Below are 14,240 nucleotides of genomic sequence, written 5' to 3'. Positions count from 1 at the left end.
TGGCCTCGCTCAGTCCTTGGCGGCCGATGGCGCAAGGGTCACCTTGAGCCCGTCGAGCTCGTCGCGCATCAGGATCTGGCATGACAGCCGCGAGGTGGGCTTCTTGTCGGTGGTGGAAAACAGCAGGTCTTCCTCGTCGTCACTCGGCTCGACCAGCTGGTCTGCCCAGGCGGCATCGACATAGACATGGCAGGTGGCGCAGGTGCAGCTGCCGCCGCATTCCGCCTTGATGTTGAGCCCCCAGTCGCGGATGATTTCCATCACGCGCCAGCCATCGAGCCCCTCGAGCTCATGGACAACGCCTTCCTGGTCCGTGACGACGATCTTCATGAGCCCCTGCACCTCGCGCTGCGACCGGGGCTCTCTACACTGCCATGCGGGCCGGTGCCAACCCCGCAACGCCGGGTGCTCCAAGACGCCGCAGCATAGGACGCCGAAGCTTAACGCGCGCCGGGCGGACCCGTCACTCCCGCACGTCGCGCCGGGCGCTCGCGAGCACTTCCTTGACCTTGGAGTTGATCTGGTCGAGCGAATAGGGCTTGGCGAGGAACTCCACCGTGGAATCATCGGCGATATCCTGCCGCACGCTTTCCTCGGCATAGCCCGATACGAAGATCACCTTGAGGTCCGGCAGGCGCTCGCGCACCTTGCCCAGAAGCGTCGGCCCGTCCATCTCCGGCATCACGACGTCGGAGATCATCAGGTCGATGCCATCCTCGATGTCGTCGAGCACATAAAGCGCCTCCTCGCCCGAATCCGCCTCGAACACCTCGTAGCCGGTGGCACGCAGGGCACGGGCCGAGAAGGAGCGGACATTGTCCTCGTCTTCGACCAGAAGGATGCGCTCGTGCCCGGTCAGGTCCTTGACCGGCGCGGCCTGCGCCTTGGGCACCACGTCGCCTTCGGCCGCCACATGGCGCGGCAGGTAGATCTGGAAGGTCGTGCCCACCCCGAGCGTCGATGCGCAATAGATGAAGCCGCCCGTCTGCTTGATGATGCCATAGACGGTCGAGAGCCCGAGCCCCGTGCCCTTGCCGAGCTCCTTGGTCGAAAAGAACGGCTCGAAGATCTTGTCCATGATCTCCGGGGTCATGCCCGTGCCGGTATCGACCACCTCGATGGCGACATAATCGGCCGCCGGCAGCCCGGCATGGCCAAGCCCCGGCACTTCGGCGGCCGAGACATTGGCGGTCCTCAACGTGATCGTGCCACCATTGGGCATGGCATCGCGCGCGTTGACGACGAGGTTGACCACCACCTGCTCGAGCTGCACGAGGTCTGCCTTCACCGGCCAGAGCGCGCGCCCGTGCTCCACCGCCAGCGTGATCGCCTCGCCGATCAGGCGCTTCAGAAGCACCGTCAGATCGTCGATATGGCCCTGGATTTCCAGCACCTGCGGACGCAGCGTCTGGCGCCGCGAGAAGGCCAGCAACTGGCGGGTCAGGCCGGCCGCGCGATTGGCGCTGTTCTTGATCGCCATCAGATCGGCGAAGGACGGATCGCCCGGTTTGTGCTTGAGCAGCAAAAGGTCGGAGAAGCCGATGATGGCGGTCAGCACGTTGTTGAAGTCATGCGCCACTCCGCCCGCCAGCTGGCCCACAGCCTGCATCTTCTGGCCCTGCGCGAATTGCGCCTCGAGCTTGCGCTGCTCGGTCATGTCGAGCGCGTAGACGTTGACGCGTTCGGACGAAGCCTCCGAGGCTTCCGACCCCGACACGTAGAGCCTGACCGCATGGTCGCCCACCCCGGCCAGCAGCGCGTCCACCGGTTCGATCGAGGAGCGGTTCTCGTGAGCAGCGGTAACCGCCTCGGCAAAGCGCGTGCGGTCCGCCTCCACCAACAGGTCGGCCATCGGCTGCATCTCGATGCTCTTTTCGCTGCTCGACCAGCCGAAGATGCGGCTGAAGGGCGCGTTGGTGCGGATGATGCGCCCCTGTCCGTCCAGCGTGGCGATGGCAAAAGGCGTGTCGTTGAAAAAGCGCGAGAAGCGCACTTCGGCCGCCCGCAGCGCCTCGGCGCTGTCGGTGCCCTGTCGCCGGTCGAGCACGAGCGTACGCGTTTCGCCCAGTTCACCGGCAGCAAGCCGCGCCGCGCGATGCAGCAGCCTGACCGGCAGGCTCGTGCCATTGCGGCGCACGAGATCGATATCGATGACCTCGGTGCGGATCTGCCCATCGGCTCGCCCGCGCATCAAGAGGCTCGCGCCATCCCCGCGCACGAGGTCCTCGAGCGCAATGGCTCCGGTCTCGAATTCGGCGAGGTCGTAGCCCAGCCAGTCCGCGAGGGTGGAGTTGAGATACTGGATCTGCCCGCTGGCATCGGCGGAAAAGAAGCCGGCCGGCGCGTGGTCGAGATAATCGATGGCGCGCTGCAATTCGGCATAGGCATTGTCCTGCCGCTCGCGATCGCGGGTGATGTCCTCGACGCTCCACAGCACCAGCGCGCTGCCATGCCCTTCGACGGGCGGCAGGCTGCGCACGCCGACGCGATACCAACTCGGCCGCGTGCTGCCGCCCATGGCGCCGCCCAGCCCGCCGATCAGCCGCAGGTCCTCGAAGGCGGGCCGTCCGTCGCGCGCCGCGCGTGAGAGGCGGTTCAGCGCTTCGCTGGTCTCCGGGTAGCCGGCAAAGAGCCGCGGCACACCGACGGGCACGCCATTGCTGGTGCCGCCCGGAAAATCGCCATAGCGCATGTTGGCATAGGTGATCCGCCCCTCGCGATCGGTGACGATGGCACCAAAGGGCAGGCTGTCGACGATGGCGCGCGGCAGCGTCCGTCCCTCCTCGCCCGGGCTGAGGCGAAAGAGGCCGGCCGCGATGGCAAAAAGGCAGAAGACGCCGATAACGGCGAGCAGCGCCAGCGCGATCAGGATGACATCGGGCGGGATACGATCCCCAAGGAGCGCCAGCAGCACGGCGGCGAGCACGAAGACCAGCGCGAGCGCCACGACCCGCCAGGTTCCCGACATCTGCCGCAGTCGCGACAGGAAAGGGGCTGGATAGCCGTCCTCGTCGAGCGGCGCGTTCGACATGCGGGTGCTGGCCTCCGGGCAGGTGGATCGGTGCCGAATCGGCGGCTTCCTAGCTCTAGCAAAGCTCGCTTGCGCTTGGGTAGTGCCGGCTTGCCGCAATCCTGCCACCACAGCGCCCGGGTCAGGCCTTCCAGCGGGCCCTTCCGCTGAGCTTCATCACATAGCCGATCACCTGGGCCACCGCCTTGTAGTGCTCGGCGGGAATGGTCTCGTCGATATCGACGCTGGCATGAAGGGCGCGCGCCAGCGGCGGATTTTCGATGATCGGCACATCGTTTTCCTTGGCGACGGCACGAATGCGCAGCGCCACGGCATCGACACCCTTGGCGACGCAGATGGGGGCGGCCATGTCACGCTCATATTTCAGCGCCACGGCATAATGGGTGGGGTTGGTGATGATCACGGTGGCGTCGGGCACCTGCGCCATCATGCGCTTGCGGCCGCGCTCCTGGCGGATCTGGCGGATACGCGCCTTGATATGCGGGTCGCCTTCGCTCTGCTTGAACTCGTCGCGCGTCTCCTGCACCGTCATCTTCTGGCGCTGCCACCAGCGTTGGCGCTGCCAGGCATAATCGGCGATGGCGATCAGCGTCACCACCCCAAGCACCGCACCGAAGATCTTGAGGCCCAGTGCCACGAACTCGGGCAGCAGCACCGCCGGATCGGCCACGATCAGCATCTCGAGCCGGTTCTGCTCGGGCCAGAGCACGAACCACAGCACCGCCGAGACGAGCCCGAGCTTGACGAGCCCCTTGGCGAAATTGACCAGCGCCTCGGCCGAGAACAGCCGCTTGAAGCCTTCGATCGGATTGATCTTGGAGAATTTCGGCTTCAGCGTTTCCCCGGTGAACACCAGCCTGTGCTGGATGAGATTGCCGGCAATGGCGAAGACGGCCAGCACCAGCAGCGGCAAAAGCGCAATCGCCAGAATCGATTGCGTCAACCCGCTCATCATTCCGTCGAAGCCCGGCCCGCCCACTTCGAGTTCGCCTGCATTGGCCATGAGGTCGGCCATCGCCTGCCCCAGGCTGGCGCCGACGCTCGGCGCCATGGCGGCAAACACCAGCGTCGAGCCGGCGAGCATGAACCAGTTGGTCACCTCCTGGCTCTTGACCACGTCGCCCTTCTTGTGGGCGTCGTCGAGCTTTTTCTGGGTCGGGTCCTCTGTCTGGGACGAGCGATCGGGGGCGTCGGCCATCTAGCTCCCCCGCAGCAGCGCCAGCTGCCCTTCGAAATGGGCCAGATACCACCCCATCATCGCCGTCAGCAGAATGGCCATCAGCATCAGCCCGATGCCGATGGTGGCCGGCATGGCGATGAAGAACACCTGCAACTGCGGCATCATGCGCGCCAGAATGCCGAGCCCGAGATAGAACACCAGTCCGAACACGATGAAGGGCGCCGACATCTGCACCCCGATGATAAAGGCGGCGGCGGCCGACTGCAGCGCCATCTGCGCTGCATCCCCGAACATCAGCGGATCACGCGGCGAAAACACCTGGTAGCTGTCATGGATCGCCGCCAGGGCCATGTGGTGCAGGTCGGCGGCAAAGATCAGCGTGACCCCGAGAAACGAGAGAAAGCTGCCGATCAGCGCACCCTGTACCCCCTCATTGGTGGGGTCGGCGGCCTGCGCGACGCTGAGCCCCGCCTGAAACGCGATGACCGATCCGGCGATCTGGGTCGCCATCATCACCAGCCGCATGATGCCGCCCAGGATGAGCCCGATCGCCACCTCGTGCAGCAGCAGCCCAAGCGTGTCGAAAATGCCGGCCGGCAGGGGCGGCAGCCCGGGGCTGACCAGCGGATAGAGCACGAGGGCAAAGAGCAGCGCGAAGCTCAGCCGCATGCGGGCGGGAATGACCCGCTCCCCAAGCGCCGGCAGCAGCATCAGCAGGGTGCCGACACGCGCAAAGATCAGGATGTAGAGATAGGCGCTCTGGGGCAGCCAGTCGAGGCTGAGGGTCACCTAGCTCCCCGTGACGATCATGTCGGCGATACGCATCATGTAGCCGGCCATGATGCTGCCGATGAAGGGCAGGGACAGAAGCAGCGTGATGAAGATCGCGATGATCTTGGGCACAAAGACCAGCGTCATTTCCTGGATCTGCGTCAGCGCCTGGAAGAGCGCGATGACGACGCCCACCACGAGCCCCACGATCATCATCGGCGCCGAGATGATCAGCAGCACCCAGATGCCTTCGCTGGCGATGTCGAGCACTTCCGGGCCGGTCATGCTGGCGCCCTTCCTGTCCGCTGGCGGCTGCGCTCCGCGCTCACCTCACCCCGAGGCGCGAACCGAAGGCGGGCCACGGAGGACACGCCCCGACTCAGATCGGCATGCGCATGATTTCCTCATAGGCCGAAATCACCCGGTCGCGCACCGTCACCATGCTTTCGATGGCGATTTCGGTTTCGGCAATGGCGGTCACCACATCGACCACATTGCCCTGCCCGCTGACGAGGTCCATCGCCTTGGCATCGGTCGCGCGCCCGTTTTCGACGACCCCCGAGAGCGTATCGGCGAGCATCTTGCCGAAATCGGGCGTCGCGCCCGCGACGGGGGCCGAGGAGCCGCCCGCGGGCCCTGCCCGCTCGACCAGCTTGGCGGCATTGCCATAGGCCGAGAGCGCGGCATTGAAGGGAGACGAAATCGCCATTTCAGGGCTCCTCAGCCGCGCAGGATATCGATGGTGCGGCCCAGCATCTGCCGGGTCACGGTCACCACGTTGAGATTGGCCTCGTAGGTGCGCTGGGCTTCTCGCATGTCCATCGTCTCGATCAGCGAATTGACGTTGGGGTAGCGCACATAGCCATTCTCATCGGCAGCCGGATGGCCCGGTTCGTAGCGGGACGAAAAATCCGACTGGTCGAGCGCCACCGGCCCAAGCCGGACGCCGGTGCCCCCCAATTCCTGGTCCATCACCGCCTCGAAGGTCGGCACGCGGCGGCGATAGGGGTCCTCATTGGGGCTGCGCGCGGCGGAATCGGCGTTGGCAATGTTCTCGGCGATCACCCGCATGCGGGCCGACTGGGCCGTGAGGCCCGAGGCGGCGATCTTGAGCGAGGAAAGGAAATCGGCCATCGGAGCGCTCCGGAAAATCAGGCCTGACGGCCCAGCGCGGTGCGGATCAGCCGCATCGAGCGTGTGTAGAGGGTGGCGGCGGTCTGGTAGTCCATCTGGTTGGCAGTGACCTTCATCATCTCGTCCTCTAGCGACACGCCATTGCCGTTGGGGGTGACTTCGAAGCCCTCGTCGCGCGCGGTGCTCCAGCGGCCATCGCCCGCCGATCCCACCGCTGCGAGGTGGCCGGCACGGGTCGTGGTCAACTGCACGCTGCTGCGCCCGCTCGCCTCGCTGACGCTGAACTGCTCAATATCGCGGGCGCGATAGCCGGGCGTCTCCGCATTGGCGACATTTTCTGCCAGTATGCCCTGCCGCACCTGGTGCCACTGCATCTTCTCGCCCAAAGCGGCGAATAGCGGCATAGCACTCAAACCCATGGACGAATCCCCTTGCAGCACTCGGCAAATTCTGCCGGCCGCATGGTTAACGACCCGTTAACTTTGCGCCGCGTAAAGCCTGCGGCCTCGCAATCCGCGGATTTTGTGCGCTATACTGGGCAACACTTGCCGCCCTCCACCCCTGGAAGGAGCATGCCATGCAGTTTCTGACGAGCCTATTCGGCGGTTCGGGCAACGCGCTGGTGACCACAATCTTTGCGCTCGCCATCGTGCTGGTGCTGATCGTGCTCGGGCTGTGGGGGCTCAAATTCATCTCGCGCGTCTCGGCCGGCATGGGCCGGGGGCGCAACAGGCGGCTCCACGTCATCGATACGGTCGCTGTCGATACGCGCCGACGTCTGGTCATCATCCGGCGCGACAATGTCGAGCACCTGCTGCTCACCGGCGGCCCGCACGATGTGGTGATCGAAACCGGCATCGCGGTTGATCGCCCCACCCTGCCCCGCCGCAATCCGGCGCGCCCGGGCGAGGCGCCTGCGGAAAAGCCTGAGGAGCGTCAGGCGCGACGCCCCTTCGGCCCCCGCCCTGCCGCAAAGGTCGCTGCGGCTCCGGCCCCCGTGCCCGTCGCGGCCCAGCCTGCGACGCCCGTCACCGTGACGCCGGGCAGCACCGTCGAGGCCCTGCGCGAACTCAGCCGGCCGGCATCCCAGCGCCCGCCCTTCTCCCTCCGCCATACCGGCCTGATGCGGCCAGCCAGCCGTGGCGAGCCCGTACGGCCTGCGCCTGCGCCCGAGAATGCGGAAGCGGCCAGCCCCGACTCAGCTAAAAGGCAGAGCTAGTCCCGCTGGCAATCGCGCCAATCAGGGGACTGGAGAAGGCTTCGTGACCGGATCGGCAGAACGCAGCGCGGCACCCCGCTCCGGGCGACGGCATGCGCTGGCCGGTGTCGTGCTGATGGCTGGCCTCTTGGTGCCCGCCATCGCCTTGGGGCAGGATATCTCCATCGATTTCGGCACCGATGCCAGCCTCACCGAACGGGCCGTGCAGCTCATCGGGCTCGTGACGCTCCTGTCGCTTGCCCCGTCCATCCTCGTGATGGTCACGAGCTTCACGCGCATCGTGGTGGTGCTCTCGCTTCTGCGCACCGCCATCGGCCTTCAGACCGCGCCACCCAATTCGGTGATGATTTCGCTGGCGCTCTTTCTCACCATCTTCGTCATGGGCCCCACACTGCAGCGCGCCTATGACGAGGGCGTGGCGCCCCTGATCGCCGGCACCATCCAGTTCGAGGAAGCTTTCGAACGCGGCTCGGCGCCGCTGCATGATTTCATGCTGGCCAATGTGCGCGAGCAGGATCTGATGCTGTTTCTCGATCTGGCCGAGGCCGAGGCGCCGGCCGAAGGCGAGCGGGTTGGGCTCAACATCCTCGTTCCGGCCTTCATGATCTCGGAATTGCGCCGCGCCTTCGAGATCGGCTTCCTGCTCTTCATCCCTTTCGTCGTGATCGACATGGTGGTGGCTTCGGTGCTGATGTCGATGGGCATGATGATGCTGCCCCCCATCGTCATCTCGCTGCCGTTCAAGCTGATCTTCTTCGTGCTGGTGGATGGCTGGAACCTCGTTGCCGGCTCGCTGGTCCGCAGCTTCGTCGGCACATAGGCTAGCGCCAACCGAGCCCGCGCGCGGCGCAGGCTCAGGATCGTTTGGTCTTGGAAATCAGTTTTGCCGTCAGTTCCGCGCCTGGGGCGGCGGCACGTCGGTCTGCTGCTTGCACTCGAGGAGCCAGATGTCATAGACGGCGTGATCGATGGCGTTGAGCGCCGGGCTGTCTGCAAAGATCCAGCCGGTAAAGAGCCGGGTGATCTGGCCCCGCAGGCTCACCTGGTCAACCTCGATGAAGGCTGACGTGCGCTGCGTCTCGGTGGGCGGCCTCGTATAGCAGGCGCGCGGAGTGATCTGCAGCGCGCCGAACTGCACCGTCTCGTCGATATAGACATCGAAGGTCGTGATCCGGGCCGTGATCTTGTCGAGCCCGGAAAAGGTCGCGACCGGGTTGGCGATGCTCTGCGCCACGGCGGGCGCGGCACAGCCGAGCCCCACCACCAGCGCGGCGAAAAGAGGTCTCAGGACGCGAAAAGCCATCGGGCCGGCGCGATCACTCGGGCGACCAGGCGTCATAATCGCCGGTGACGCGGGGACGCTGTCCGCTGGCAAGCATGCTGCCTTCGGGGCGATAGGCCAGCGATGTGCCGGTAAGGTTCTGCACATGCGGCTTTTCCCAGTCATGGGCCTTGTAGTTGTCCTCGGTGGGCAGCACGTTGGTGCGATGGTGCATCCAGCCATGCCAGCCGGGCGGAATCGTCGAGGCCTCGGCATAGCCGTTATAGGTGACCCAGCGCCGGTCGCCCTTGCGCGATTTCCAGTAGCGGTTGCCGAACTGGTCGGTTCCCACATGGTCGAAGTACCGGGCGAGATAGAGGCGCGTGCCCCAGGTCTGCCCCTGCCACCACACGAAAATCTCGGAGAGGAATTTCTTGATGCCGTCTTTGGCCACTGCGCGTCCATCTCGAAACGGGTTCGGATGGCGCCCGATGTAGCACTTCCCTCCCCATGAGCCTAGAGGTCGGGGGCGTTTTCTAAGGCCGCTGCCCTTCACGCTCGGGCGAGGTCCGGCACACCTTCATAGCTGCTTGCTTAGACCAAGAAAGGCATCTTGACTTACGATCCGCCCGAGTCTCTCGGCGATTGGCCGAGTTGGCCAGCATCCACCGAAAAATCTTTTCCCCAGCCTTGTTACGCCGTTTCCATAAGCCACTCATGGGCTTGGGCATGTACTCACAGAATCCGCCACCCTAGCGACAGCCCACCATAGTTAGCGCCCAGAGGTCTAAAATGCGCTACCCCTAGTAGGAATTGTGCGCATAATGGTGGAAGGAGCTGCGCCCTAACCGATTCCTTGTCACAAAGCCGAGATAGAAATATGCGTGTCGAACGCCGGTACACCAACGCCAATCAGGATGCCTACGCCGGCATCGAGTTCCGGACCGCCACCAGCGAGATCCGCAATCCTGACGGCTCGGTCGTGTTCCGGCTCGCTGATATCGCCGTGCCCGCGCCCTGGAGCCAGGTGGCGGCCGACATCATCGCGCAGAAATATTTCCGCAAGGCCGGCGTCGCCAAAATCCTCAAGAAGGTCGAGGAGAACGACGTTCCCTCATGGCTCTGGCGCTCGGTGCCCGACGAGAAGGCGCTCGCCAAGCTGCCCGAGGCCGAGCGCTATGGCTCGGAAATCGACAGCCGCCAGGTGTTCGACCGTCTGGCCGGCACCTGGACCTATTGGGGCTGGAAGGGCAAGTATTTCGACAGCGAAGCCGATGCCCGCACCTTCTTTGACGAGCTGCGCTACATGCTCGCCACCCAGCGCGTGGCGCCCAACTCCCCGCAATGGTTCAACACCGGGCTTCATTGGGCCTATGGCATCGATGGTCCGGGCCAGGGCCATTTCTATGTCGATCCGTTCACGAAAAAGCTCGTGCAGTCCAAGTCTGCCTATGAACATCCCCAGCCCCATGCCTGCTTCATCCAGTCGGTCAATGACGACCTGGTCAATGATGGCGGCATCATGGACCTGTGGGTCCGCGAGGCGCGCCTGTTCAAATACGGTTCGGGCACGGGCTCGAACTTCTCGGCGCTACGGGGCGAGGGCGAAAAGCTCTCGGGCGGCGGCAAGTCCTCGGGGCTGATGAGCTTTCTCAAGATCGGCGACCGGGCTGCCGGCGCCATCAAGTCGGGCGGCACCACCCGCCGCGCCGCCAAGATGGTGGTGGTCGATATCGACCATCCCGATATCGAGCAGTACATCACCTGGAAGGTGAAGGAAGAACAGAAGGTCGCGGCCCTCGTCACCGGCTCCAAGGTGGTGTCCCGGCACCTCAAGGCCATCATGAAGGCCTGCGTCAACTGCGAAGGTTCGGGCGAGGACTGCTTCGACGTCCTCAAGAACCCGGCGCTCAAGCGCGAGGTGAAGGCCGCCAAGAAGGCGCTCGTGCCGGAAAACTACATCCAGCGCGTCATCCAGTTCGCTCGCCAGGGCTATGACGATCTCGAATTCCCCGTCTACGACACCGACTGGGATTCGGAGGCCTATCTCACCGTATCGGGCCAGAACTCCAACAATTCCGTCCGCGTCACCGACGACTTCCTGCGCGCCGTGGAAAATGATGGGGACTGGAACCTCACCGGCCGCATCAAGGGTAATGTCGTCAAGACGCTGAAGGCCCGCGATCTCTGGGAACAGGTGGGCTATGCCGCCTGGGCCTGCGCCGATCCGGGCATCCAGTACCACACAACCATCAATGACTGGCACACCTCGCCGGCCGCCGGCCCCATCGTCGCGAGCAATCCCTGCTCGGAATACATGTTCCTCGACGATACGGCCTGCAACCTCTGCTCGGTCAACCTGCTGACCTTCCGCAACCCAGATTCGAGCTTCGATGTCGTCGGCTTCGAGCATGCCGCCCGGCTCTGGACCATCGTCCTCGAAATCTCGGTGATGATGGCGCAGTTCCCCTCGCGCGCCATCGCCGAGCGCTCCTTCGAATATCGCACCCTCGGCATCGGCTACGCCAATCTCGGCGGGCTGCTGATGACCTCGGGCATTCCCTATGATTCGGCGAAGGCCCGCGCCATAGCCGGCGCCATCTCGGCCATCCTCACCGGCGTCGCCTACCGCACGTCGGCCGAAATGGCGGCCGAACTCGGCGCCTTCCCCGATTACGAGCGCAATGCGCCCCACATGCTGCGCGTCATGCGCAACCACCGCCGCGCAGCCTATGGCGAGGCCGGGGGCTATGAGGGGCTCAACACCCTGCCCGTGGCGCTCGACCATGCCTCGATCGGGGATCCACCGCTGTCGGCCCGTGCCAAATCGGTCTGGGATGACGTGCTGGCGCTCGGCGAAAAGCACGGCTATCGCAATGCGCAGGTTTCGGTGATCGCCCCCACCGGCACCATCGGTCTCGTGATGGATTGCGACACCACCGGCATCGAGCCCGATTTCGCGCTGGTCAAGTTCAAGAAGCTCGCCGGCGGCGGCTATTTCAAGATCATCAACCGCGCCGTGCCGCCGGCCCTGCGCACTCTGGGCTATTCGGAAGACCAGATCGCCGAGATCGAGGCCTATGCCGTCGGTCATGGCAATCTCAACCAGGCGCCTGGCGTCAATCCTTCGACCCTGCGCTCGAAGGGCTTTACCGACGACAAGATCGAAGCCCTCAATGCCGGGCTCAAGAGCGCCTTCGACATCAAGTTCGCCTTCAACCAGTGGACGCTTGGGGTCGATTTCCTTAAGTCGCTCGGGGTCACCGAAGCGCAGATGAACGATTTTTCCTTCGAGCTCCTGCCCTTCCTGGGCTTCTCGAAAAAGGAAATCGAGGCCGCCAACATCCATGTCTGCGGCGCCATGACGCTCGAGGGCGCGCCCTTCCTCAAGGATGAGCACCTGCCGGTGTTCGACTGCGCCACCCCCTGCGGCAAGATCGGCAAGCGCTACCTGTCGGTGGAAAGCCACATCCTGATGATGGCAGCGGCCCAGCCCTTCATTTCGGGCGCCATCTCCAAGACCATCAACATGCCCAATGACGCCACCGTCGAGGATGCCAAGGAGGCCTATATGCTCTCCTGGCGGCTGGGGCTGAAGGCCAATGCGCTCTATCGCGATGGCTCCAAGCTCTCCCAGCCGCTCAATTCCTCGCTGCTGTCGGATGCCGACGACGAGGATGACGAGGCAGTCGAGCAGCTGGTCGCGAAAAATGTCGACGAGCGCGTGCCCGTCATTGCCGAGAAGATCGTCGAGCGCATCGTCGAAAAGGTCTGGCGCGAGCGCGAAAAGCTGCCCTCACGCCGCAAGGGCTATACCCAGAAAGCCATCGTGGGCGGCCACAAGGTTTATCTGCGCACCGGCGAGTATGATGACGGGCGGCTGGGCGAGATCTTCATCGACATGCACAAGGAAGGCGCTGCCTTCCGCGCCATGATGAACAATTTCGCCATCGCGATTTCGCTCGGACTGCAATATGGCGTGCCGCTCGACGAATATGTCGAGGCCTTCACCTTCACCCGCTTCGAGCCGGCCGGCATGGTCATGGGAAATGACCGGATCAAGAACGCCACCTCGATCCTCGACTATGTCTTCCGCGAGCTGGCGGTGTCCTATCTCGACCGCGACGACCTCGCCCATGTCACCCCCGAACAGGGCACCAGCACCGCGCTCGGCAAGGGCGAAGCCGAAACCACGACGCGTCCTGCCGGCGGCCCTGCCCCGGTGCCGGCGCAGTCGCTGGTCTCTCGCGGCATGACGCGGGGCCGGGTCAAGGATCAGTCGCTGATGCTCGTGCCGGGCATCGGCAAGGGCCAGCCCACCATGGCGGTTGCCGCCAATACGGTGACGGCGCTCAAGACCACCACGGCCTATCGCCCCGATCCGGCCGTGGCCCCGGCCGCCTTCGCCCCCGCCGAACTCTCCCCCATCCCCTCGCCTCCCGCGTCCAAGGATGCCTCCGCCCTGCGCGCCGAAGCCCAGATGAAGGGCTACACCGGCGACCAGTGCACCGAGTGCCACAACTTCACGATGGTCCGAAACGGCACCTGCCTCAAATGCGACACCTGCGGCACCACCACCGGCTGCAGCTGACCGAAAGCAGCATAGCGACTAGCTGCTATTCGCTAAATTTTCTTTCCTGATGCCTAGCAAAAAGCCCGGAACTCCGGGCTTTTTCGCATCTTGGCTCTCGATTGGGAATTTCCTGATCGCCGCCTTGGCAACCGTTGCCGGCGTGCAAAGTGACCTGCGACGCCCTCAGAGCCCTCCTGGCCAGCAGCGGAGAATGGGCCTCAGACCCTCAAAGGATCCAACTTTAGCCAACGCCATAGAGGTCTGGTGACATCTGGATCGTTTATTCGGCGCCGGTCCGCGTCGACTGCTGACCTGCCGCTGCGCTCAATGCAAGGCTCCGCACCAGCCCCCGTCGCTCACACAGGCCAGAGCGGCCAAACCAACCGCCTGAGTCTACGTCACGCTGGATAGAAGTTGGGGGCAACGTCACCTGCTGCGGTCCATGCCGGCCATCATTCTGCCCGTTCTGATCATCCTCGGCCTGCGCTTCGGCTTTGCGACGCCCACCGAAGTCGCCGTCCTGTCCGTGGTCTATTCGCTCGTCCTGCGTCTGGTCTTCTACCTTGATCTGGGCTGGAGCCGCTTTTATGACAACATCGTCGAGGCGGACCTCGCCACAGGCATGATCATGCTGGTCATCCTAGGCAGCGCGGCTGTGGGCTAAATTCTGACCTTCGACCAGGCACCGCAGAATTTCGCGCTCTGGGTCTCGGCCAATATCTCCAACCCCATCGTCATCATCCTCCTGATGAACGCGCTTATGCTCATCGTCGGTATGCCCCTCGATCTGCCGCCGTTCATCCTGCTGCTCGGTCCCATCTTCGTGCCGCTCGCGCTCGAAATCGGCATGGACCCGGTGCAACTGGGGTTGATCATGGTGATCAATCTGGGCATCGGCCTCTATACGCCGCCAATCGGCACCACGCTCTTCATCTCCTCCTCCATCGCCAAGGCGAGCCTGGGCGCAACGACCAAGGAGCTCTGGCCGTTCTTCCTCGTGGCAATGGGCATCCTGATGGCCGTCAGCTTCATCCCGGCCTTGACCGTCTATTGAGCAGGGTTTCGCGAAGA

At 64.4% G+C, this 14,240-nt stretch carries 13 protein-coding genes and 1 pseudogene; 4 read left to right on the top strand and 10 right to left on the bottom strand.

Features of this window, described 5'->3' with window-relative positions; genetic code table 11:
• Positions 1–9: 9 nt before the first annotated feature.
• From BT183_RS02535 to flgB, 8 genes are all read right to left on the bottom strand, one after another.
• Positions 10–330: a 2Fe-2S iron-sulfur cluster-binding protein gene (locus BT183_RS02535; protein WP_072341415.1), complete on the bottom strand. Its 321-nt coding sequence runs from the start codon at positions 328–330 to the stop codon at positions 10–12.
• A gap of 133 nt (positions 331–463) precedes the next feature.
• A complete protein-coding gene (gene cckA / locus BT183_RS02530; protein ID WP_072338824.1) occupies positions 464–3,031 on the bottom strand; it encodes a cell cycle histidine kinase CckA in 2,568 nt (855 codons plus the stop codon).
• 121 nt (positions 3,032–3,152) lie between these two features.
• Positions 3,153–4,229, bottom strand: coding sequence for a flagellar biosynthesis protein FlhB (flhB, locus tag BT183_RS02525; protein ID WP_072338823.1), 1,077 nt, complete (start codon positions 4,227–4,229; stop codon positions 3,153–3,155).
• On the bottom strand, positions 4,230–5,000 hold the full coding sequence (gene fliR, locus BT183_RS02520) for a flagellar biosynthetic protein FliR (protein WP_072338822.1): 771 nt from the start codon (positions 4,998–5,000) through the stop codon (positions 4,230–4,232).
• Positions 5,001–5,267, bottom strand: a complete 267-nt coding sequence (gene fliQ / locus BT183_RS02515) for a flagellar biosynthesis protein FliQ (protein ID WP_072338821.1) — start codon at positions 5,265–5,267, stop codon at positions 5,001–5,003.
• A gap of 94 nt (positions 5,268–5,361) precedes the next feature.
• On the bottom strand, positions 5,362–5,685 hold the full coding sequence (gene fliE, locus BT183_RS02510; protein ID WP_072341413.1) for a flagellar hook-basal body complex protein FliE: 324 nt from the start codon (positions 5,683–5,685) through the stop codon (positions 5,362–5,364).
• A gap of 17 nt (positions 5,686–5,702) precedes the next feature.
• On the bottom strand, positions 5,703–6,116 hold the full coding sequence (gene flgC, locus BT183_RS02505; RefSeq protein ID WP_072338820.1) for a flagellar basal body rod protein FlgC: 414 nt from the start codon (positions 6,114–6,116) through the stop codon (positions 5,703–5,705).
• A 17-nt stretch (positions 6,117–6,133) separates the two neighbouring features.
• Positions 6,134–6,535, bottom strand: coding sequence for a flagellar basal body rod protein FlgB (gene flgB, locus BT183_RS02500; RefSeq protein ID WP_072338819.1), 402 nt, complete (start codon positions 6,533–6,535; stop codon positions 6,134–6,136).
• A 158-nt stretch (positions 6,536–6,693) separates the two neighbouring features.
• Here flgB and BT183_RS02495 point away from each other — a divergent pair, with 158 nt between their 5' ends.
• Positions 6,694–7,335, top strand: coding sequence for a FliO/MopB family protein (locus BT183_RS02495; protein WP_072338818.1), 642 nt, complete (start codon positions 6,694–6,696; stop codon positions 7,333–7,335).
• Between the two features lie 115 nt (positions 7,336–7,450).
• Complete coding sequence (fliP, locus tag BT183_RS02490) at positions 7,451–8,155, top strand: flagellar type III secretion system pore protein FliP (protein ID WP_072338817.1); 705 nt, start codon at positions 7,451–7,453, stop codon at positions 8,153–8,155.
• Between the two features lie 69 nt (positions 8,156–8,224).
• Here the strand turns inward: fliP and BT183_RS02485 are convergent, their stop codons facing one another.
• Both BT183_RS02485 and BT183_RS02480 read right to left on the bottom strand, forming a co-directional pair.
• The gene (locus tag BT183_RS02485; protein WP_072338816.1) at positions 8,225–8,638 is read right to left on the bottom strand and encodes a DUF2155 domain-containing protein; all 414 of its coding nucleotides are present in this window, start codon (positions 8,636–8,638) and stop codon (positions 8,225–8,227) included.
• 13 nt (positions 8,639–8,651) lie between these two features.
• Entirely contained in the window at positions 8,652–9,035 is a 384-nt protein-coding gene (locus BT183_RS02480) for an NADH:ubiquinone oxidoreductase subunit NDUFA12 (protein ID WP_072341410.1), read from the bottom strand.
• A gap of 441 nt (positions 9,036–9,476) precedes the next feature.
• Here BT183_RS02480 and BT183_RS02475 point away from each other — a divergent pair, with 441 nt between their 5' ends.
• Both BT183_RS02475 and BT183_RS02470 read left to right on the top strand, forming a co-directional pair.
• Entirely contained in the window at positions 9,477–13,187 is a 3,711-nt protein-coding gene (locus BT183_RS02475; RefSeq protein ID WP_072338815.1) for a vitamin B12-dependent ribonucleotide reductase, read from the top strand.
• A gap of 385 nt (positions 13,188–13,572) precedes the next feature.
• A pseudogene (locus tag BT183_RS02470) lies at positions 13,573–14,223 on the top strand (TRAP transporter large permease subunit).
• Positions 14,224–14,240 lie beyond the last annotated feature (17 nt).

The sequence above is a fragment of the Devosia enhydra genome (assembly GCF_900119845.1).
Lineage (GTDB): Bacteria > Pseudomonadota > Alphaproteobacteria > Rhizobiales > Devosiaceae > FPKU01.
Note: the sequence above shows the minus strand (reverse complement) of the source record. Positions and strands in the feature narration are given on the sequence as shown.